This window comes from Cupriavidus sp. GW821-FHT07C08 (genome assembly GCF_059419025.1).
Map to the genome: position 1 here is coordinate 264,270 of NZ_JBWKQZ010000001.1, position 21,994 is coordinate 286,263.

Here is a 21,994-nt window from a genome sequence, read left to right on the forward strand (position 1 = left end):
TCCGGCCTCAGCGTACGATGCCGCGCTGGGTGGCGGCAAGGAAGTCGACAAACGCTTGCAGCGGCGCTGCCGTGCCTGCATCAGCCTGGCCCAGCAAGGCCACGATCTCGTTGCGCGCCTCGTCGAAGCTGAGGTCGGACTTGTAAAGCAGCTTGTAGGCCTGGCGCAGCGCGGCGATCTGGCCCGCGTCGAAGCCACGGCGGCGCAGCCCCTCGACATTGACGCCGTGCGGCGTGGCCTTGTTGCCGCTCTTGTCGCTGGCGGCGATCACGAACGGCGGCACGTCCTGCACCAGCGCCGAGGCGCCACCCAGCATCGCATGGGCGCCGATGCGCACGTACTGGTGCACGCCGCTCATGCCGCCCAGGATCGCCCAGTCGCCCACTTCAACGTGGCCGGCAATCTGCGCGTTGCTGGAAAACACGGTGTGGTTGCCGACCGTGCAGTCATGCGCGATATGCACGTAGGCCATGATCCAGTTGTCGTTGCCGAGGCTGGTCAGGCCGCGGTCCTGCACCGTGCCGGTGTGGATCGTGGTGAATTCGCGGATGGTGTTGCGGTCGCCGATCTCGAGCCGGGTCGGCTCGTTGCGGTACTTCATGTCCTGCGGCACGCCGCCGACCGATGCGTAAGGGCCGATCGTGTTGCCCTCGCCGATCGTGGTGTAACCCTCGACCGTCGTATGCGAGCCGATCCGGGTACCGCTGCCGATCCGCACATTGGCGCCAACGATGGAGAACGGGCCGACGGTCACGTCGGATGCCAGCTCTGCCTTCGGGTCAACCAGTGCGGTGGGATGGATTTGCGTCATACGTCTGTCCTCTGGTGTGTCTGGTGAAGGATGGGCCCATGCGCGGGGCAAAGGTTCCCGTCCGGGCCGCTCGCACCCGTCAAACGGGGCGCGGCGGACGGCCTGCGGCGGTGCCGCGGGCCGTGCTCGGCCTCACTCGGCCTGCTTCACGGTGCACATCAGCTCGGCCTCGCAGGCCACCTTGTCGTCCACCGTGGCGAACGCCTTGAACTTCCAGATGCCGCGGATATAGCGTTCGACTGTCACGTTCATGTGCAGCTGGTCGCCCGGGTACACCACCTGCTTGAAGCGGGCCCCGTCGATGCCGACAAAGTAGTACAGTGCGTCTTCCTTGCGCTCCATGTCGGCGCCGAAGGTCAGCAGGCCGGCCGACTGCGCCAGCGCTTCCAGGATCATCACCCCAGGCATCACCGGATGGCCCGGGAAATGGCCCTGGAAGAACGGCTCGTTCATGGTGACGTTCTTCAGCGTCTTGATGCGCTTCTGCGGATCGAACTCCAGCACGCGGTCGACCAGCAGCATCGGATATCGATGCGGCAGCAGCTTGAGGATCTTGCGAATGTCGATGTCGGCTGCGGTCATGATGATTTCTCTTAGTCTTGTGAGGGTTGGGACCCGGCGGCTTGGCCGCGCAGGCGGCGTTCCAGCGCCACCACCCGTTCGCGCAGCCTGGTCAGGCCGCGCACGATGGCTGCATTGCGTTCCCACTCGCCGTGCGGCAGGAACGGGAAGACGCTGGTGAAATGCCCCCCGGGCTTGGTAATGGATTTGGTGATCGAGGTGCCGCCCGACACCGTGGTGCGGTCGGCAATATTCAGGTGGCCGGAAAAATTGGCGGCTCCGCCGATCACGCAGAAGCGCCCGATGCGCGTGCTGCCCGATACCGCGGCGCAGCCTGCGATGACCGTATGGGCCCCGACGCGCACGTTATGCGCGATCTGGACCTGGTTGTCGATCTTGCAGCCGTCCTCGATCACGGTGTCGGCCATGGCGCCGCGATCGATTGCCGTATTGGCGCCGACCTCCACGTCATTGCCCAGCACCGCTCGTCCCGTTTGCGGGATCTTGACGTATTCCACGCCGGTTGCGCTGATGTCCGGCGCAAAGCCAAAGCCGTCCGCGCCGATCACCACGCCGCTGTGCAGGATGGCGCGGGCGCCGACCACGCAATGGTGGTAGACCGAAACATTGGCATAGAGCAGCGAATCGTCGCCGATCTCTGACTGCGCGCCGACATAGCCGTTGGCCAGGATGCGCACCCGCTCGCCCAGGCGCGCGCCGCGCTCGATGACCACGTTGGGGCCGATGTAGCACGAAGCCGGCACCACCGCGTCGGGCGCCACGGTCGCGCGCGGATCGATGCCGGTGCGGGTATCGGTGTTGGCGGCGCGGTCGAAACGCTGCGCCACGCGGGCAAAGCATACGTAGGGATTGCGCGCCACCAGCCAGTTGCGGCCGTCCGCCCTGCCCTCGGCGCGAACGCGCTCGAGGTCGGCTGCCGAGACAATCACGGCGCCGGCCTGCGAATCCAGCGCCTGCTGCACGTAGAGCGGATTGGACAGGAACGAGAGCTCGCCCGGTCCGGCCTGGTCCAGGGGAGCCAGGCCGACGATCGCCAGGTCGAGGTCACCCACAACCTGCGCGCCGTTCTCGGTGGCGAGCTGACCCAGTGTGGGTGTCTGCATGGCGGTACTTCCTAAAAAAACGAAAGACGAAAGAACGTGAGAACCGGTGCGCCTTAGCGGGCGCCGGCGTTCAGCGCCTTCATCACGTCGTCGGTGATGTCGATGCGCGGGTTCACGTACACCGCTTCCTGCACGATCAGGTCGTACTTGCGCTGCTCGGCCAGCTGGCGGATCACGCGGTTGGCGCGCTCCAGCACCTGTGCCAGTTCTTCATTGCGGCGCTGGTTCAGGTCCTCGCGGAACTCGCGCTGCTTGCGCTGGAACTCGCGGTCCATGTCAGCCACTTCGCGCTGCCGGCGCTGGCGGTCGGAGTCGGCCAGCACGGCCGTGTCCTTGTCGAGCTTGTCGGCCATGCCCTTGATCTTCTGGGCCATGTCCTGCAGCTCGCGGTCGCGCTTGGAGAATTCCTGCTCCAGCTTGACCTGCGCAGCCTTGGCCGGCTGCGAGTCGCGCAGGATGCGTTCGGAGTTCACGGCGGCAATGCGCGCCTCCTGGGCCGAGGCCGGCACCGCGGCGCAGATGGCAGCCGTGGCGAGCGCGGCGGCGCCCAGGGATTTGACCAGTTTGGATGTTGTAATCATTTGAAACAGATCCTTTATCAGAATCAGAATGCCGTGCCGATCTGGAACTGGAAGCGCTGGACCTTGTCATTGGTGTCGCGCTTGAGCGGGAAGCCCATGCTGATCTTCAGCGGGCCAATCGGCGACAACCACGACATGCCAAAGCCGGTCGAGTACTTCAGCTCGCTGAAGCTCAGCGGCTGCCCTTCCTGGTAGACATTACCGAAGTCAAAGAACGTGAACAGGCGCAGCGTGCGGTCCACGCCCGAGCCCGGCAGCGGGAAGATGAACTCGACGTTGCCGATCATCTTCGAGGCACCGCCCACCGGGTTGCCGTTCTGGTCCTTCGGGCCCAGCGTGCTGGTCTGGTAGCCGCGCACCGAGCCGATACCACCGGCGTAGAAGTACTTGAACACCGGGAACGGGGTGTTGCCGTAGCCGTGGCCGTAAGCGACTTCGCCGTTCAGTGCCAGCGTGAAGGACTTCGAGATCGGATAGAAGTACTGCTGCTGCACGCTGGCGCGGTAGTACTGCGTATCGCCGCCCGGCAGGCCGACTTCCAGGTTGGCCTGGGTGTACGGGCCCTTGGTCGGCACCAGCGCGCTGTCGCGGCGGTCACGTGCCCAGCCGATGGTGAACGGGAAGTTGTTGATGCCGTCGCCGCTCTGCTTGCCGATCTTGTTCAGCCAGTCGGTGTACTGGCTCGGCGTGTTGACCGAGGTATACACCTGGGTCCGTTCATAGCCGATGCCGAAGAACACCGTATCGACTTCCGAGAACGGCACGCCGAACTTGAAGCCACCGCCGGCGGACACGATCTTGTAGTCCTGGTCACCGGTGTAGTACAGCGGGCGCGAAGTACGGTAGTAGATGTCGGTCGAGCGGCTGATGCCGTCCACCGTGAAATACGGGTCGTACTGCGTCAGCGCGATGGTACGGAACGACTTGGCGGTGTTCACGTCCAGGCCCAGGCTGGTGCCGGAGCCGAACACGTTGTCCTGGCGCAGGCCGGCCTGCAGCACCAGCTTGTCGGTGGACGAGAAGCCCACGCCCAGGCTGATCTGGCCGGTCGGCTTTTCAGTCACGTTGACGTTCACATCGACCTGGTCGGGCGCGCCCGGCACGTCTTCGGTGGTGATGTTGGTGTCGGTGAAGTAGCCGGTACGGTTGATACGGGCTTGCGACTGCGTGAGCTTCTCGCTGTCGAACCACGAGCTTTCCATCTGGCGCATCTCGCGGCGCACCACTTCGTCGCGGGTCTTGCTGTTGCCCACCACGTTGACGCGGCGCACATAGACGCGGCGGCCCGGGTCGACCATCAGGGTCAGCGCGACTTCACGCTTTTCCTTGTCGATCTGCGGTTGCGGGTTGATGGTGGTGAACGCGTAGCCGTACGTGCCCAGCAGGTCAGTGATGGCCTTGGTGCTCTGCGTCAGCTTCTCGGACGAGAAAATATCGCCCTTCTTCAGCTGCAGCAGTTTTTCCATTTCCTCCTGCTTGCCCAGCAGCTCGCCCGCCAGGCGCACGTCGGACACCTTGTACTGGTCGCCTTCCTTGATGTTCAGCGTCAGGAAGATGTCTTTCTTGTCCGGCGTGATCGACACCTGGGTCGATTCGATCGCGAACTCCAGGTAGCCGCGGTTCAGGTAGAACGAGCGCAGCGCTTCCAGGTCGGCGGTCAGCTTCTGCTTGGAATACAGGTCGTTCTTGGTGTACCAGGACAGCCAGTTCGGCGTGGACAGCTGCATCTCGTCGCGCAGCGCGCTTTCCTTGAAAGCCTTGTTGCCGACGATATTGATCTGCCGGATCTTGGCGACCGGACCCTCTTCGACGTTGAATACCACCGAGACGCGGTTGCGGTCCACCGGCGTGATCGTGGTCTGCACGTCGGCGGCATAGTAGCCGCGCGCGACGTACTGGCGCTTGAGCTCCTGCTCGGCCTTGTCGATCAGTGCCTTGTCGTAGTAACGGGCTTCGGCTACGCCAACGGCACGCAGCGAACGGCGCATCGTGTCCTTGTCGAATTCCTTGATGCCGACGAATTCGAGCTGCGAGATCGCCGGCCGCTCTTCGACCTGGACCACCAGCACGCCTTCCTCGGCGCGGATCTGCACGTCCTTGAAGAAGCCGGTATTGTAGAGGGCACGGATGGCATCGGCGCCCTTGTCGTCGGTGAAGGTTTCACCGACGCGCACCGGCAGGTAGCCGAACACGGTACCCGGCTCGACGCGTTGCAGGCCCTCAACGCGGATGTCCTTGACGACGAACGGATCGGCAGCCCAGCCCGCCGGGCTCCAGGCTGCAATAACGGCACTCGCCAGCAAGCCCAGCGAAATGCGCTTATGTCTGATCAATGTTGATCCCCTCTTTGATTCCATCCAGGATTGCGCTCCGATGCCTTATTGGACTGCGCCTGGCAAATGGCGTCCCTGGCGACGGTGCCCGACGACACCACCGCCCCCTTGCCGACACACGTTTCTAGCCGTTCGCCAGAAACATTCGGCTGACGTCATTGAACAAAGCGAGCGAAGTCAGGAGCAAGATGCAGGCGATGCCAACCTTCTGCAGCATTGCCTGCCAGTGGTCTGGGACGGGCCGGCCAGTCAAAAATTCCACGCAATAATACAGCAAATGCCCCCCATCCAGAACCGGAATGGGTAACAAATTGAGTACTCCAAGGCTTACGCTGACCAGTGCCAGGAAGCTGACAAAGGCCTGCAGGCCAAGGTTTGCGGCACGCCCCGCGTAGTCCGCCACGGTCAGCGGACCGCTCAGGTTCTGCAGCGAAGCCTGCCCCACCAGCATCTTGCCCAGCAGCTTGAGCGAGAGCGCGCTGGTGTCCCAGACCTGGCCGGCCGCGCGCGCCAGTGCCTGGTCCGGCCGGTAGCGCACGGTTTCCATCTGCACCGCCTGACTGAGCGCCGCGCCGAGCTTGCCCGCCGGCGCCGGGGTGGCGCCGCTCGCGTCCTTGGCGCCATCACGCGCCACGGCGGTGTCGAGCGTCACCGGCATGTCCAGGCGCTTGCCGTCGCGCTCGATGCCCAGTGTCACGGTCTGGCCGGGCTGGCTGCGCACCGCCTTGATCAGCGCGCTGGCCTGCGTGAGCGGGCTGCCCTGCCAGGCAACGATGCGGTCGCCCTGTTTCAGTCCGGCGCGCTCGGCGGCCGAGTCCGGCAGCACCTCGGTAATCGTCACCGGCCCGCCTTTCAGGTTCAGGCCCAGCGTGGCCAGCGGATCCTGTTCGGGATTGCCGCCGGTATTGGGCAGGCGCGGCAGCGTGACGTCGCGCTCAGTCCCGTCGGCGCCCCGCACGCGCAGCACGGCGCGCGTATCGCCAAAGCCCTCGGCGAATACGGCCATGCGCAGGTCATTCCAGGAGCGCACCGCTTCGGTATGGCCATTGGCGGTCAGCGACAGCACCCGGTCGCCTTCGCGCACGCCGGCCTGCGCCGCCATGGTGCCGGCCGCGGGCGCGGCCACCACCGGCACGGGTTCGCGCATGCCGCCGGCAAAGAGCGCGAAATACAGCACGATTGCCAGCGCAAAATTGGCCAGCGGGCCAGCCGCCACGATCACGAAGCGCTTGCCGACCGGCTGGCGGTTGAAAGCCCGCGGCAGGTCGGCCGGGTCGATCGGCGTATCGCGCTCGGGGTCGACCTCGCGCTCGTCCAGCATCTTGACGTAGCCGCCCAGCGGGATCGCCGCCACCGTCCATTCAGTCCGGTCGCGGCTCTTCGAAATCCAGCGCACCAAGGGCCGCCCGAAGCCGATCGAGAAACGCAGCACCTTCACGCCGCAGGCGCGCGCGGCGAGGTAGTGCCCCATTTCGTGCACATAGATCAGCACGCACAGGGCAACGATGAAAGCGAGTACGGTTTGCATGGAGTCGGGACGTCAGTAACGATGGCTGGACGGGCGCGCCGGACCCCGGGGGACCCGGGGCCGCCGCAGCCGCTATTGTCGCAGATGCGGCAAGCCGCCCCGCCGCATCAGCGGTTCGCAGCCAGGGCGGCCACGCCGGCGCGTGCCGCCTCGCGCGCCAGCGCGTCGGCTGACAGCACCGCTTCGAGCGTATCGGCAGGCCCTTGAGGTGCCACCTCCAGCACCTGCAGGACGATGCCGGCAATGTCCGTGAAGCGCACTTTGCCGCCCAGGAATGCCTCGACCGCCACCTCGTTGGCCGCATTGAGTGCGGCCGGCGCCACTCCGCCGGCGCGCAGTGCATCGAAAGCCAGGCCCAGGCACGGGAAGCGCACTAGGTCCGGCTTCTCGAAGTGCAAGCCTCCGGCCACCGTCAGGTCCAGCGGCGTCACGCCCGCGTCGATCCGTTCCGGATACGCCAGGCCATAGGCGATCGGCGTGCGCATGTCCGGGTTGCCCAGCTGCGCCAGCACCGAGCCATCGGTGTAGGCCACCATCGAATGCACGATGCTCTGCGGATGGATCAGGACCTCGATGCGCTCGGCGGGGGCACCGAACAGCCAGTGCGCCTCGATGACCTCGAGGCCCTTGTTCATCATGGTGGCGGAGTCGACCGAGATCTTGCGGCCCATGACCCAGTTGGGATGGGCGCAGGCCTGGTCGGGGGAAATATCGTGCAGCGTGGCCGGGTCGCGCGTGCGGAACGGCCCGCCCGACGCGGTCAGCAGCACCTTGGCGACGCCCCGGCCGTAGCGCGGATCGTCGGCCGGCAGGCACTGGAAGATGGCATTGTGCTCGCTGTCGATCGGCAGCAGCGTGGCGCCGTGCTCGCGCACCGCATCCATGAAGATGCGGCCCGACATCACCAGCGCTTCCTTGTTGGCCAGCAGCACGCGCTTGCCGGCACGCGCTGCCGCCAGCGTCGGGCGCAGGCCGGCGGCGCCGACGATGGCGGCCATCACCGCATCGGTCTGCGCATCGGCGGCCACGGATTCCAGCGCGGCTTCGCCGTGGCTGACCTCGGTCTTCACACCGGCCCCGCGCAGCAGCGTTTCCAGTTCGCGCGCTGCCTCTGCGGTCCCTACCACGGCGCGGGCCGGGCGGAATTCAATGCACTGGTCAGCCAGCTTGCGCACCTGCCGGTGGGCAGTCAGCGCATGCACCGCATAGCGGTCGGCATGGCGCCTGATGACATCGAGCGTGCTTTCGCCAATGGAGCCGGTGGCGCCCAGGATGGTAATGCGATGCATAGCAGACGGCTTCAGAGAAAAATCAGCATCAGGGCCGCCAGCGGGAACACTGGCAGCAAGGCGTCGATCCGGTCCAGCACGCCACCATGGCCGGGCAGCAGCCGGCTGCTGTCCTTCTTGCCAACCTGGCGCTTGAGCAGCGATTCGAACAGATCGCCGACCACGCTCGCCGCGACCAGCAGCGTGGTCAGCACCGCCACGTAGGCCAGGCCGCCACGATCTCCCATCGCGGAGAACCACGTCGGTGCAAAGGCATGGGTGGCGGCGAGCGCCAGGCCGATCACCAGCGCCAGCAGCCAGCCGCCGATGGCGCCCTCCCAGGACTTGCCCGGGCTGATGCCAGGCGCCAGCTTGCGCCGGCCGATGGCCTTGCCGGTGAAATACGCGCCGATATCGGCCGCCCACACCAGCACGGCCGCGGTCAGCAGCACGCCGATGCCGGCGCCGCGCAGGATCATGGTGGCATGGGCGAACGCGGGCAGCATCACCAGCCCCAGCACCGCGCCCAGGGCGGTAAACGACGGCGTCGCGGTGCGCACGCCGCGCGCCAGAAGCACCACCGCGATGCCCCAGCAGACTACCGCGGCTTCCAGCAGCCAGGTGATGGCGTGGCGCAGCGGCAGGTCATGCCAGGCAATGGCCGCGATCAGGCACGCCAGCGCATAGACATAAGGCCACGGCCCGCGCAGCCCGATCAGGCGGCCGAATTCCCAGCCGGCCAGCAGCACGATCACGGCCACCAGCCCGGCCAGTGCCGCGGGCGGCGCCAGGAACAGGATTGGCAGGATCAGCAGCAACAGGCACAGGGCGGTGATGACGCGGGTGAGGAGCATGCGCTGCAGTCCCGTGAGAGGTTGGAGTTGCCAGGGTCAGGCGGTACCCGATAGTCCCGGGGCGACCAGCTGTGCGCTGGTGCGGCCGAAACGGCGTTCGCGCTGGCGGTACGAGGCGAAGGCCTTGTCCAGTTCCGCGGCGTCGAAATCCGGCCAGAAAACGTCGGTGAAATACAGCTCGGAATACGCCAGCTGCCACAGCAGGAAATTGCTGATGCGCTGTTCGCCGCCGGTACGGATGAAGAGATCCGGCTCCGGCGCATAGGCCATCGCCAGGTGCGGCGCCAGCAGAGATTCGTCGATCGAGGCCGGGTCGAGCATGGGCGAGCGCGCCAGCATCTTGCGCATGGCCTGCAGCAGGTCCCAGCGGCCGCCGTAGTTGGCGGCGATGGTCACGGTCAGGCCGGTGTTGCCGGCCGTGCGCGCCTCGGCATCGCGGATCATCTGCTGGATGCGGGGGCTGAAGCGGTCCAGGTCGCCCACCACCCGCAAGCGGATGTTGTTGGCGTGCATCTTCACCACTTCGCGCCGCAGGGCCATCATGAACAGCCGCATCAGGAACGAGACCTCGTCCGCCGGGCGCCGCCAGTTCTCGGAACTGAAGGCGAACAGCGTCAGGAACTGCACGCCGCGGGCGGCGCTGGCTTCCACCACCGCACGCACCGCGTCCAGCCCCCGGGTGTGCCCGGCAACGCGCGGCAGGTGCCGCTGGGTCGCCCAGCGGCCGTTGCCGTCCATGATGATGGCAACGTGGCGGGGGACGTAGGAGGTATCGGGTACGTCGAGCGTTGAACTGATGTGCTGCATGATGGCAGACGGTCGTTGACTGCCCCGGCCATGCCGGGACGGGGTCAGACCGTCATGATCTCCTTCTCTTTCTCGGCGACCATCTTGTCGATCTCGGCCACGTACTTGTCGGTCAGCTTCTGCACTTCGTCCTGGCCGCGGCGCTCGTCGTCCTCGGAGATGGTCTTGTCCTTGACCAGCTTCTTGAACTGCTCGTTGGCATCGCGGCGCAGGTTGCGCACGGCAATCTTGGCGCCCTCGGCCTCGCTCTTGACGACCTTGGTCAGCTCCTTGCGGCGCTCTTCGGTCAGTGCGGGCATCGGCACGCGGATCACTTCACCCATGGTGGCCGGGTTCAGGCCCAGGTCGCAGTCGCGGATGGCCTTCTCGACCGCGCCCACCATCTTCTTTTCCCAGGGCTGCACCGTGATGGTACGCGCATCGGCCAGGCCGACTGCCGCGACCTGGCTGATGGGAACCATCGAGCCGTAGTAGTCCACCTGAACATGGTCGAGCAGGCCGGTGTGGGCACGGCCGGTGCGGATCTTCGCCAGATCGGCCTTGAAGGCTTCGATCGACTTCTGCATTTTTTGCTCGACGCTCTTCTTTGTGTCGGCGACGCTCATTTTTACCTCCGGAAATCAGCCAACCATGATCCCCCTGGCGGGGATCGAAAATGAATCATTCTACTCTTTGCCCGGCCGGATACCAGCGTTGCAGCGCGGCATCCGGCGCCGGACTCACACATGCACCAGGGTACCCTCGTCCTCGCCCAGGATCACCCGCTTGAGCGCGCCCGGCTTGACGATCGAGAACACCTTGATCGGCAGCTTCTGGTCACGGCACAGCGCAAAGGCGGTGGCGTCCATCACCTGCAGGTTGCGGGAGATGGCCTCGTCGAAGGTGATGGTGGTGTAGCGCGTGGCGCTGGGGTCCTTCTTCGGGTCGGCGGTGTACACGCCGTCCACCTTGGTGGCCTTGAGCACGATTTCCGCCCCGATCTCGGAGCCGCGCAGCGCGGCGGCGGTGTCGGTGGTGAAGAACGGGTTGCCGGTGCCGGCGGCGAAGATCACCACCTTGCCCTCTTCCAGCTGGCGGATCGCGCGCGGGCGGATATAGGGCTCGACCACCTGGTCCATGCGCAGCGCGGACTGCACGCGGCCTTCGATATTGGCGTGGCGCATCGCGTCCTGCAGCGCCAGTGCGTTCATCATGGTGGCCAGCATGCCCATGTAGTCCGCGGTGGCGCGGTCCATGCCGGCGGCCCCGCCGGCGACGCCGCGGAAGATGTTGCCGCCGCCGATGACCACCGCGACCTGCACGCCGAGCTTCACGATCTCGGCAATGTCGTTCACCATCGCCTCGATGGTGGAGCGGTTGATGCCGAAGGCATCTTCGCCCATCAGGGCTTCACCGGACAGTTTCAGAAGGACGCGCTTGTAGGCTGGCATGTTCACCCTCGGACAGGAGCAAATCGCTCGGTTGAGACGATCTTGAGACGTATGTTTTGGCACCGGCGGCACGGATCCTCGTGCCGCCGGCGGAAGAAAGCCGGTTTTCGGGGTGCCCCGGACTGCCGGACCACCACGGAAACTGGCTGCTGCGGCGCAACGCGGCATGCGCCGCGTCACACTACTTATGCAGAGGGGCACCTTACGGCGCCCCTGCGGCATTATAGGCGCCCGGACCCGCCCGAACGGGCAGTCCGCGGCGCCCCGGACATCAGCCCTTCTGGGCAGCGGCCACCTGGGCGGCCACTTCAGCGGCGAAGTCGTCCTGCTTCTTCTCGATGCCTTCGCCCACCACGAACAGGGTGAAACCCTTCACGGTCGTGTTGGCGGCCTTCAGCATCTGCTCAACCGTCTGCTTGTCGTTCTTCACGAACGGCTGGTTGAACAGCGAGACTTCCTTCAGGTACTTCTGCACCGAACCCTCGACCATCTTGGCGACGATTTCGGCCGGCTTGCCCGACTCGGCAGCCTTCTGCTCGGCAATGCTGCGCTCCTTGGCGATCAGGTCGGCGGGGACCTGCTCGGCGGACAGCGACACCGGCTTCATCGCGGCCACGTGCATGGCCACGTCCTTGGCGGCGGCTTCGTCGCCATCGAACTCGACCATCACGCCGATGCGGGTGCCGTGCAGGTACGACACCAGCTTGCCGCCGTTGGCGTAGCGGGCAAAGCGGCGGATCGTCAGGTTCTCGCCGATCTTGCCGATCAGGGCGGCGCGGGTGGCTTCAACGCTCACGCCGTCGATTTCCTGCGCCGACAGGGCGGCCACGTCGGCCGGGTTCTGCTTGGCGATCAGTTCGGCAACCTTGGCCGAGAAAGCCAGGAAGTCGTCATTCTTGGAGACGAAATCGGTCTCGCAGTTCAGTTCGACCAGCACGCCGGTGGTGCCGTCGATGAACGATGCGACCACGCCTTCAGCGGTCACGCGCGACGCGGCCTTGCTGGCCTTGTTGCCCAGTTTGACGCGCAGCAGCTCTTCGGCCTTGTCCAGGTCGCCGCCGGCCTCGGTCAGGGCCTTCTTGCATTCCATCATCGGCGCGTCGGTCTTCGCGCGCAGTTCTGCAACCATGCTTGCGGTAATTGCCGCCATTTGTCACTCCTTGAATGGTTCACGCCGGCTGCCGGCAGTCGCCTGCGGCACCCGGTCGGTGGGTCTACAGCGCACCCGCGGCAGATACTGCCTGCGGCGGATGACAACAATTCAAATTCAAAAAAAGGGGGCGCCAGATGTGCCCCCTTTTTATTGCCCTTCTTGCCCGGCTGCCGGCGTACCCCGGCTTTCGCCTTGCGCGCAGCCCGTGGTGACGGGCGGCAAGCGTTGCTTGTCTGTCGTGCGGTGACGATGCGCGCTAGCGGGTTCCTTTCCGGCAATCAGGCGGCGGGCAATCAGCCTTCCTGCACTTCGACGAATTCGTCGTCGCCGCCGCGAGCGGCTTCAACCACTTCCTGCACAGCGTTGGCACGGCCTTCCAGGATCGCGTCGGCCACTCCGCGCACGTACAGGGCCACGGCCTTGCTCGAGTCGTCGTTGCCCGGGATCACGTAGTCGATGCCTTCCGGCGAGTGGTTGGTATCAACCACGCCGATCACCGGCACGCCCAGCTTGTTGGCTTCGGTCACGGCAATCTTGTGGTAGCCGACGTCGACCACGAAGATCGCGTCAGGCACGCCGCCCATGTCCTTGATGCCGCCGATCGACTTTTCCAGCTTCAGCATCTCGCGCTCGAACATCAGCGCTTCCTTCTTGCTCATGGTGTCCAGCGCGCCGGCTTCCTTGGCGGCTTCCATGTCCTTCAGGCGCTTGATCGAGATCTTGACCGTCTTGAAGTTGGTCAGCATGCCGCCGAGCCAGCGGGCGTCGACGTAGGGCATGCCGGCACGGCCAGCTTCTTCAGCCAGGATTTCGCGCGACTGGCGCTTGGTGCCCACGAAAAGGATGGTGCCGCGATTGGCTGCCAGCTGACGCACGTACTTCATTGCGTCCTGGAACATCGGCAACGTCTTTTCGAGGTTGATGATGTGGATCTTGTTGCGATGGCCGAAGATGAAGGGGGCCATCTTCGGGTTCCAGAAGCGGGTCTGGTGGCCGAAGTGGCAACCGGCTTCCAGCATTTCGCGCATGGTAACGGACATGTAAATCTCCAAAGGGTTAGGTCTGAAGCCCGCCCCGACATTCCTGAAAAGGAACACCCCGGATAGGCGGGCCAGCGATTTCAAACAGCAACAGGAATATCCTGCAAAATTCCGGCCTGGCGCACGCAATGCTGCGCCGCAACCAAGTCAGCCCGCTATTGTAGCAACAAAAGTGCGGCCCGCTCAAGCCGCCCGGTGCCCTGGCGCCCTGCGGACTCAGCCCGCGACGGCCGCGCTCAGGCTGCGATCCGGCCCCGATGGTGCGATAATCCTACATTGACCTTTCGATTTCGGCGCGGCCAGTGGCCTCGCCATCACTTTTTTGGCGACGCAGCATGAGCATTCACCTGAACACCGCCGAAGACATCGCCCAGATGCGCGTGGCTTGCCGCCTTGGGTCCGAGGTCCTCGACTACATCACGCCCTTCGTCCAGCCAGGTATCACCACCGGCGAAATCGACCGCCTGTGCCACGCCTACATGCGTGAAGTGCAAGGCACCGTGTCGGCATGCCTGAACTATGCCCCTCCCGGCTATCCGCCCTTCCCCGGCGCGATCTGCACCTCGGTCAACGACGTAATCTGCCATGGCATTCCGGGCGAACGCGTGCTCAAGAACGGTGACGCGATCAACCTGGACATCACGGTCATCACCAAGGAAGGCTACTACGGCGACAACAGCCGCATGTTCATCGTCGGCGAGGGCTCGATCCTGGCCAAGCGCCTGTCGCAGGTGACCTATGAATGCATGTGGAAGGGTATCGCGCAGGTTCGCCACGGCGCCCGCCTGGGCGACATCGGCCACGCCATCCAGGTACACGCCGAAGCCGCCGGCTATAGCGTGGTGCGCGAGTACTGCGGCCACGGCATCGGCAAGAACTTCCACGAAGACCCGCAGATCCTGCACTACGGCCGCCCGGGCACCGGCGCCGAGATCAAGGCCGGCATGATCTTCACCATTGAGCCGATGATCAACGCCGGCAAGCGCGATATCCGCACCATGCCCGACCAGTGGACGGTCAAGACCCGCGACCGCAGCCTGTCGGCTCAGTGGGAGCACACCGTGCTGGTCACGGAAACCGGCTACGAGGTCCTCACGGTATCGGCCGGGAGCCCGGCACCGCCGGCCTTTATCACCGATTCCGTCGCGGCCTGAGGCCGCACCGAAGCCAGGGGCGCCTGACCGGGCGCCTTTCTTTTTCCAGCCGTGCCCACCAACCCGCTCCCCGAGCCCGCCATCTCCATGGACACCACGCCGGAACTGCTGCTTGCCGCGCGCGTGCGCGACAAGCTCAAAGCCGACAAGCAGGCGCTGTTTGCCGACTTCAACCTCAGCGCCAACGTCGGCACGCTGATCACGCGGCTGCGCCGCGCTGTCGACGCCGCGCTGGTGGAAGCCTGGCGCGGCCTGGAGATGCCCGCGGGCGCAGCGCTGGTGGCGGTGGGCGGCTATGGCCGCGGCGAGCTGCTGCCGTACTCCGACGTCGACGTGCTGCTGTTGCTGCCGGCCGAGCCCGACCAGGACACCACCGGGCGCCTGGAGCGGTTTATCGGCCTGTGCTGGGACCTTGGGCTGGAGATCGGCTCTTCGGTGCGCACTGTGGACGATTGCATCCGCGAGTCGCGCCAGGACGTCACCATCCAGACCTCGCTACTGGAAGCGCGGCTGCTGACCGGTAGCCGCAAGCTGTTCGAGTCGATGCGCACGCGCTACCTCGCCGACCTGGACCCGGCCGCATTCTTCCAGGCCAAGCTGCTGGAAATGCGCCAGCGCCACGCCAAATACCAGGACACGCCCTACGCGCTCGAGCCCAACTGCAAGGAAAGCCCGGGCGGCCTGCGCGACCTGCAGGTGATCCTGTGGATGACCAAGGCGGCGGGCCTGGGCGACAGCTGGAAAGAACTGTTCGAGCGCGGCCTGCTGACGCAGCGCGAAGCGCAGGAGCTGGCGCGCAACGAGCGCCTGCTCAAGACCATCCGCGCGCGCCTGCACCTGGTGGCTGGCCGGCGCCAGGACGTGTTGGTATTCGACCTGCAGACCGCGCTGGCGGAGTCCTTCGGCTATCGCCAGACCACCAACAAGCGCGCCAGCGAACAGCTGATGCGCCGCTACTACTGGGCGGCCAAGGCGGTCACGCAGCTCAACAGCGTGCTGCTGCTGAACATCGAGGCGATGCTGTTCCCGAGCGAGTCTCAGGTGACGCGCGTGCTCAACGAACGCTTTGTCGAGCGCCAGGGCATGCTGGAGATCACCAGCGACGACGTCTATGAACGCGACCCGCATGCGATCCTGGAAACTTTCCTGCTGTACCAGCGCACGCCCGGCGTGAAGGGACTGTCGCCGCGCACGTTGCGCGGGCTGTACAACGCGCGCACCGTGATGAACGCGGGCTGGCGCAACGATCCGGAGAACCGCCGCCTGTTCCTGGCCATCATGCAGGAGCCGCAGGGCATCACCCACGCGCTGCGCCTGTTGAACCAGACCAGCGTGCTGGGCCGCTACCTGATCAACTTCCGGCGCATCGTCGGCCAGATGCAGCACGACCTGTTCCACGTCTACACCGTGGACCAGCACATCCTGATGGTGGTGCGCAACATGCGCCGCTTCGCCATCGTCGAGCACACCCACGAGTTCCCGTTCTGCAGCCAGCTGATGGCCAGCTTCGACAAGCCGTGGGTGCTGTCGGTGGCAGCGCTGTTCCACGACATTGCCAAGGGCCGCGGCGGCGACCACTCGAAGCTTGGCACCGTCGATGCGCGCCGCTTCTGCAAGCTGCACGGCATTGCGCGCGAAGACGCCGACCTGATCTGCTGGCTGGTCGAGCACCACCTGACCATGAGCCACGTGGCGCAGAAGCAGGACCTGACCGATCCCGACGTGATCCACGCCTTTGCCCGCGTGGTCGGCAGCGAACGCTACCTGACCGCGCTCTACCTGCTGACCGTGGCCGACATCCGCGGCACCAGCCCCAAGGTATGGAACGCGTGGAAGGGCAAGCTGCTGGAAGACCTGTACCACATCACGCTGCGCGTGCTGGGCGGCGCGCGCGTGGATTCGCATTCGCTGTGGTCGCAGCGCAAGGAGGACACTATCTCCGAGCTGCGCCTGAAGGCCTTCGACCCGGCGCTGGGCAAGTCTCTGTGGGCGCAGCTCGACGTGGCCTTCTTCCTGCGCCACGATTCGCACGATATCGCCTGGCTCACGCGCCACCTGTACAACAAGGTGGACAGCCCCACGCCGGTGGTCAAGGCACGCGTCTCCCCCGCCGGCGAAGGCCTGCAGGTGGCGGTCTACGTCAAGGACCAGCCCGACCTGTTCGCGCGCATCTGCGGCTACTTCGAGCGCAAGGCGTTCTCGATCCAGGACGCCAAGATCCACACCACGCGCCACGGCTACGCGCTGGACACATTCCAGGTCACCGACCCGGGCATGGCCGGCGACGGCGGCAACTATCGCGACATCATCGCGCTGGTCGAGCACGAACTGTGCGAGCGGCTGCGCCTGCAAGGCGCACTGCCCGAACCCACGCAGGGGCGGCTGTCGCGCCAGTCGCGCAGCTTCCCGATCAAGCCGCGCGTGGACCTGCGCCCGGACGAGCGCGGCCAGTATTACCTGCTGTCGCTGTCCGCCAATGACCGCACCGGCCTGCTGTACGCCATCGCCCGCGTACTGGCACGGCATCGCGTATCCGTCCACACGGCACGCATCAACACCCTGGGCGAACGCGTCGAAGACGTGTTCCTGGTCGACGGCAGCCGCCTGGCTGCCGACAACCGATTGCAGATTCAGCTTGAACAGGACTTGCTCGCCGCCCTCGCCATCTGAGGCGGGCGGGCAGCATCAACATATGACCGACAGCAATTCGCCGAAGCGCAAGACGCTAGGTATCAAGGCCGCCAGCGACACCGGCACGGCCGCGCGCAAGACCGGCACCCGCCCCGTGCGCGTGTCCGACCTGAACCGCAAGCGCGTGCAAGCCGTCTCCGAAGGCATCAAGCGCGCCCAGGAGCGCGCCGGCGGCAAGACCGGCGGCCGTCCGGCCCAAGGCGAGCCGCAGGCCGGCGCAGCCCAGCCGCGCAAGCCGCGCGCGCCGCGTCCCGCTGACGGCGAACGCCAGGCACGCCCGCGCCGCCCGGAAGGTGGCGAGGCGCGTCCGCGCCGCTTCGGCGATGACGAAAGCCGTCCCCGCCGTTATGGCGATGACCGGGGCGAGGCACGTCCGCGCCGTTTCGAAGGCGGCGAAGCGCGCCCGCCGCGGCGCTTTGGCGACGACGACAACCGCCCGCGCCGCACTGGCGACGATCGCGGTGAGGCACGTCCGCGCCGCTTCGAACCCGGCGAAGCGCGCCCGCCGCGCCGCTTTGGCGACGACGACAACCGCCCGCGCCGCACGGGTGACGATCGCGGCGAGGCACGTCCGCGCCGTTTCGAGGGTGGTGATTCGCGCCCGCCGCGCCGCTTTGCCGACGACGACAACCGCCCGCGCCGCACTGGCGACGATCGCAGCGAGGCACGTCCGCGCCGTTTCGAAGGCGGCGAAGCGCGCCCGCCGCGCCGTTTCGAGGGCGGTGATTCGCGTCCGCCGCGCCGTGCTGGCGAGGACAACAACCGTCCCCGCCGTTTCGAAGGCGCCGAATCGCGTCCGCGCCGCGTTGGCGATGACGAGAACCGTCCCCGCCGCTTCGAAGGGACCGACTCTCGCCCGCGCCGCTATGGCGACGACGAGAACCGTCCCCGCCGCTTCGAAGGCGCCGACGCGCGTCCGCGCCGTTATGGCGATGACGACCAGCGCCCGCGCCCCGCGCCGTCGGGCGAGCGCCGCCGTGAAGGCACCGCGCCGGCACGCCGCTTCAGCGACGCAGCCGACCGCATCCGCACCGCCGGCCCGGCACGCCAGCAGGCGCCGGCCGCGCGCCAGGAAAAGCCCGCACCCGCCCGCGCCGAGTCCAGCCACGACGACGGCCTGGTGCGCCTGTCCAAGCGCATGTCCGAACTGGGCCTGTGCTCGCGCCGCGAGGCTGACGAATGGATCCCGCACGGCTGGGTGCTGGTCGACGGCAAGCCCGTGACCGAACTGGGCAGCCGTATCCGCCCCGACGCCGAGATCGAGATCATGCAGGAAGCGCGCTCCGAACAAGGCGAGCGTGTCACGGTGCTGCTGAACAAGCCGGTGGGCTACGTCTCCGGCCAGGCCGAAGACGGCTACGAGCCGGCCGCGGTGCTGTTCGCCCCCGAGAACCAGTGGGAAGGCGACCCCACGCGCAAGCGCTTTGCCCCATGGCAACGCAAGAGCCTGGCCCCGGCGGGCCGCCTTGATATCGACTCAACCGGCCTGCTGGTGCTGACGCAGGACGGCCGCGTCGCGCGCGCGCTGATCGGCGAGGATTCGACCGTCGAGAAGGAATACCTAGTGCGCGTGGTCTGGCACTCGCCGCATGGCGTGGTCGAGCGCAATATCAGCGCGGAATTCCCGGCCGATGATCTCGAGCTGCTGCGCCACGGGCTGTCGCTGGATGGCGTGCCGCTCAAGCCGGCTAAGGTCAGCTGGCAGAACGAGGAGCAGCTGCGCTTCGTGCTGCGCGAAGGCCGCAAGCGCCAGATCCGTCGGATGTGCGAACAGGTTGGGCTGCAGGTGGTGGGCCTCAAACGCGTGCGCATGGGACGCGTGGTGCTGGGGGATCTGCCGCCGGGCAAATGGCGGTTCCTGGGGCAGTTTGAGAAGTTCTGATTCCGGAATATTCCGACCCAAAAAAACCGGTCCCCAGGACCGGTTTTTTTGCGCCCTTGCGCGGGTTCGATACCGCGCCGCACCGCTCGTCAATCGTCGTTATTCGGCGGCAGATCCGGAAACAACACCTCTGTAAACCCAAACTGCCTGAAGTCCTTGATCCGCATCGGATACAGGATCCCCTGCAAGTGGTCGCACTCATGCTGCACCACCCGCGCATGGAAGCCTTCAGCCACGCGCTCTATGCGGTTGCCCATCAGGTCGTAGCCGCTGTACTTCAGCCGCAGATGGCGCGGCACCACGCCGCGCAGGCCGGGGACAGACAGGCAGCCTTCCCAGCCGTCCTCCATCTCGTCGGACTCCATTTCCAGCACCGGGTTGATCAGCACGGTCTTGGGCACGGTGGGCGCGTCCGGGTAACGCGGGTTGCGGTCGAAGCCGAAGATCACCACCTGCAGGTCCACGCCGATCTGCGGCGCGGCCAGGCCGGCGCCGTTGGCGTGGTCCATGGTGTCGAACATGTCTTCGATCAGCGTGCGCAGCTCCGGCGTATTGAAGCGCTCCACCGGCCGCGCCACCTGCAGCAGGCGCGGATCGCCCATCTTGAGAATCTCGCGGATCATGGTTGTTTCCCCGGTTATTCCTGTGCCGGCGCGGCGCCGGCCTCTGCCAGCAGCGCCAGCATGCCGGCCTCGTCCAGCACCGGCACGCCCAGCGCCTCGGCCTTGTCGAGCTTGCTGCCGGCCTCGGCGCCCGCGACCACGTAGTCGGTCTTCTTCGATACCGAACCCGCCACCTTGGCGCCGGCGGCTTCCAGCAGTTCCTTGGCGTCCTCGCGCGACATGGTGGGCAGCGTGCCGGTCAGCACGAAGGTCTTGCCCGACAGCGGCGCCGGGGCCTTGGCCACCGGCTCGCTTTCCGCCCAGTGTACGCCTGCGGCGCGCAGTTGTTCGATGACCTCGACGTTGTGCGGCTCGGCAAAGAAGTGCGCGATCGACTGCGCCACCACCGGGCCGACGTCGTTCACTTCCAGCAGCGCGGCTTCGTCGGCTGCCATCAGCGCATCGAGCTTGCCGAAGTGCCGGGCCAGGTCCTTGGCGGTGGCTTCGCCCACATGGCGGATGCCCAGCGCGAAGATAAAGCGGTTCATGGTGGTCTCGCGCGACGCGTCGATCGCCGCCACCAGGTTAGCCGCCGACTTGTCGGCCATGCGCTCCAGCGCGGCCAGCTTGGCCACGCCCAGCTTGAACAGATCCGCCGGCGTGCGCACGATGCCCTGGTCGACCAGTTGCTCGACCAGTTTGTCGCCCAGGCCTTCGATATCCATGGCGCGCCGCTGCGCGAAATGCAGCAGCGCCTGCTTGCGCTGCGCGGCGCAGATCAGGCCGCCGGTGCAGCGGGCGATGGCTTCGTCTTCCAGCTTTTCGATATGCGAGCCGCACACCGGGCAGGCGGTCGGCATCACGAAGGCGCGCGCGTCGGCGGGGCGGCGCTCGGTCACCACGCCGACCACTTCCGGGATCACGTCGCCGGCACGGCGCACGATCACGGTGTCGCCGATATGCACGTCCTTGCGGCGGATCTCGTCCTCGTTATGCAGCGTGGCATTGGTCACGGTCACGCCGCCGACGAAGACCGGCTTGAGCCGCGCCACCGGCGTGATCGCGCCGGTGCGGCCGACCTGCACTTCGATGTCTTCGACGATGGTGGTCATTTCCTGCGCCGGGAACTTGTGCGCCAGCGCAAAGCGCGGCGCGCGCGAGACAAAGCCCAGGCGCTCCTGCTCGGCGAGTGCGTTGACCTTGTAGACCACACCATCGATGTCATACGGCAGCGCGTCGCGGCGCTGGCCGATATCGCGATAGAAATCCAGCAGCCCCTGCGCGCCCTTCACCACCGCGCGGTCCTTGCACACCGGCAGACCCAGCGCGGCAAAGCCGTCGAGCATCACGCTGTGGGTGGGCGGACGGTCCACGCCCTGCAGCTCGCCCAGGCCGTAGGCGAAGAACGACAGCGGCCGCTTGGCGGTGATGCGCGGATCGAGCTGGCGCAGGCTGCCCGCGGCGGCGTTGCGCGGGTTGACGAAGGTCTTCTCGCCGGCCTCGGCCTGGCGTTCGTTGAGCTTGTCGAAGTCGCCGCGGTACATGAAGACTTCGCCGCGCACTTCAAGCACGGCGGGAGCCTGGCCGCGCAGCTTCAGCGGAATCGCCTTGATGGTGCGCACGTTGACCGTGACATCTTCGCCGGTCTCGCCGTCGCCGCGGGTGGCGGCCTGCACCAGGCGGCCATCCTCATAGCGCAGCGACATGGCCAGGCCGTCGAACTTCAGCTCGCAGGCGTACTCGACCGCGTCGGCGGCGCTGAACAGGTCCTGCTCGCCGGCGGCGGGCGCGGCGCGGCCCAGGCCTTGCGCGCAGCGGCGGTCGAAGCTCAGTACGTCTTCATCCGCAAAGCCGTTGTTGAGCGACAGCATCGGCACGCGGTGGCGCACCGAGTCGAAGGCCGACAGCGGCTCGCCGCCCACGCGCTGGGTGGGCGAGTCCGGCGTCTGCAGTTCGGGATGCTCAAGCTCCAGCGCCTGCAACTCGCTGAACAGCGCGTCGTACTCGGCGTCGGGAATGGTCGGCGCGTCCAGCACGTAGTACTGGTAGTTGTGGCGATCCAGCTCGTCGCGCAGCCAGGCCACGCGCTTGGCGGCAGCTTCGGGCGGCAAGGGGCCGGCGGGCGCGGAGGCATCTGCCTGCGCGCCGCGGTGTGTTGCGGTCATGGCAGGCTCC

At 66.5% G+C, this 21,994-nt stretch carries 18 protein-coding genes; 3 read left to right on the top strand and 15 right to left on the bottom strand.

The window, feature by feature from the left end; all coding sequences use genetic code 11:
- Window positions 1–7: 7 nt before the first annotated feature.
- The 13 genes from lpxA to rpsB form a co-directional block, all read right to left on the bottom strand.
- Window positions 8–811, bottom strand: coding sequence for an acyl-ACP--UDP-N-acetylglucosamine O-acyltransferase (lpxA, locus tag AC07UK_RS01310; RefSeq protein WP_013956949.1), 804 nt, complete (start codon window positions 809–811; stop codon window positions 8–10).
- A gap of 132 nt (window positions 812–943) precedes the next feature.
- Window positions 944–1,393 (bottom strand): 3-hydroxyacyl-ACP dehydratase FabZ, encoded by a 450-nt coding sequence (fabZ, locus tag AC07UK_RS01315; protein ID WP_013956950.1) that lies wholly within the window; start codon window positions 1,391–1,393, stop codon window positions 944–946.
- 11 nt (window positions 1,394–1,404) lie between these two features.
- On the bottom strand, window positions 1,405–2,496 hold the full coding sequence (gene lpxD, locus AC07UK_RS01320) for a UDP-3-O-(3-hydroxymyristoyl)glucosamine N-acyltransferase (RefSeq protein ID WP_494685396.1): 1,092 nt from the start codon (window positions 2,494–2,496) through the stop codon (window positions 1,405–1,407).
- Between the two features lie 53 nt (window positions 2,497–2,549).
- Window positions 2,550–3,077: an OmpH/Skp family outer membrane protein gene (locus tag AC07UK_RS01325; protein ID WP_013956952.1), complete on the bottom strand. Its 528-nt coding sequence runs from the start codon at window positions 3,075–3,077 to the stop codon at window positions 2,550–2,552.
- 23 nt (window positions 3,078–3,100) lie between these two features.
- Window positions 3,101–5,434: an outer membrane protein assembly factor BamA gene (gene bamA / locus AC07UK_RS01330; protein ID WP_436221879.1), complete on the bottom strand. Its 2,334-nt coding sequence runs from the start codon at window positions 5,432–5,434 to the stop codon at window positions 3,101–3,103.
- A 100-nt stretch (window positions 5,435–5,534) separates the two neighbouring features.
- Window positions 5,535–6,938 (bottom strand): RIP metalloprotease RseP, encoded by a 1,404-nt coding sequence (gene rseP / locus AC07UK_RS01335; RefSeq protein WP_436221880.1) that lies wholly within the window; start codon window positions 6,936–6,938, stop codon window positions 5,535–5,537.
- A gap of 107 nt (window positions 6,939–7,045) precedes the next feature.
- Window positions 7,046–8,227 carry a 1-deoxy-D-xylulose-5-phosphate reductoisomerase gene (gene ispC / locus AC07UK_RS01340; protein ID WP_436221881.1) on the bottom strand — a complete coding sequence of 394 codons (1,182 nt, stop codon included), beginning with the start codon at window positions 8,225–8,227 and terminating at the stop codon, window positions 7,046–7,048.
- Window positions 8,228–8,238: 11 nt separating this feature from the next.
- On the bottom strand, window positions 8,239–9,060 hold the full coding sequence (locus AC07UK_RS01345; RefSeq protein WP_436221882.1) for a phosphatidate cytidylyltransferase: 822 nt from the start codon (window positions 9,058–9,060) through the stop codon (window positions 8,239–8,241).
- 36 nt (window positions 9,061–9,096) lie between these two features.
- Entirely contained in the window at window positions 9,097–9,867 is a 771-nt protein-coding gene (gene uppS / locus AC07UK_RS01350; RefSeq protein WP_436221883.1) for an undecaprenyl pyrophosphate synthase, read from the bottom strand.
- A gap of 44 nt (window positions 9,868–9,911) precedes the next feature.
- A complete protein-coding gene (gene frr / locus AC07UK_RS01355) occupies window positions 9,912–10,472 on the bottom strand; it encodes a ribosome recycling factor (RefSeq protein WP_436221884.1) in 561 nt (186 codons plus the stop codon).
- Between the two features lie 114 nt (window positions 10,473–10,586).
- The gene (pyrH, locus tag AC07UK_RS01360) at window positions 10,587–11,297 is read right to left on the bottom strand and encodes a UMP kinase (RefSeq protein WP_013956959.1); all 711 of its coding nucleotides are present in this window, start codon (window positions 11,295–11,297) and stop codon (window positions 10,587–10,589) included.
- Between the two features lie 271 nt (window positions 11,298–11,568).
- Window positions 11,569–12,447, bottom strand: coding sequence for a translation elongation factor Ts (tsf, locus tag AC07UK_RS01365; protein WP_436221885.1), 879 nt, complete (start codon window positions 12,445–12,447; stop codon window positions 11,569–11,571).
- Window positions 12,448–12,743: 296 nt separating this feature from the next.
- The gene (gene rpsB / locus AC07UK_RS01370) at window positions 12,744–13,490 is read right to left on the bottom strand and encodes a 30S ribosomal protein S2 (protein ID WP_013956961.1); all 747 of its coding nucleotides are present in this window, start codon (window positions 13,488–13,490) and stop codon (window positions 12,744–12,746) included.
- Window positions 13,491–13,825: 335 nt separating this feature from the next.
- On the opposite strand from rpsB, the gene map reads away from it, so the two are divergent.
- The 3 genes from map (at window position 13,826) to AC07UK_RS01385 (ending at window position 19,217) form a co-directional block, all read left to right on the top strand.
- Complete coding sequence (map, locus tag AC07UK_RS01375; RefSeq protein ID WP_316149883.1) at window positions 13,826–14,644, top strand: type I methionyl aminopeptidase; 819 nt, start codon at window positions 13,826–13,828, stop codon at window positions 14,642–14,644.
- A gap of 87 nt (window positions 14,645–14,731) precedes the next feature.
- Window positions 14,732–17,314, top strand: coding sequence for a [protein-PII] uridylyltransferase (locus AC07UK_RS01380; RefSeq protein ID WP_114135637.1), 2,583 nt, complete (start codon window positions 14,732–14,734; stop codon window positions 17,312–17,314).
- A gap of 22 nt (window positions 17,315–17,336) precedes the next feature.
- A complete protein-coding gene (locus AC07UK_RS01385) occupies window positions 17,337–19,217 on the top strand; it encodes a pseudouridine synthase (protein ID WP_494685395.1) in 1,881 nt (626 codons plus the stop codon).
- Window positions 19,218–19,306: 89 nt separating this feature from the next.
- On the opposite strand, the gene def is transcribed toward AC07UK_RS01385, so the two are convergent.
- Window positions 19,307–19,840, bottom strand: a complete 534-nt coding sequence (def, locus tag AC07UK_RS01390; protein WP_494685394.1) for a peptide deformylase — start codon at window positions 19,838–19,840, stop codon at window positions 19,307–19,309.
- Window positions 19,841–19,854: 14 nt separating this feature from the next.
- On the bottom strand, window positions 19,855–21,984 hold the full coding sequence (gene ligA, locus AC07UK_RS01395) for an NAD-dependent DNA ligase LigA (RefSeq protein ID WP_494685393.1): 2,130 nt from the start codon (window positions 21,982–21,984) through the stop codon (window positions 19,855–19,857).
- Between the last annotated feature and the right edge of the window lie 10 nt (window positions 21,985–21,994).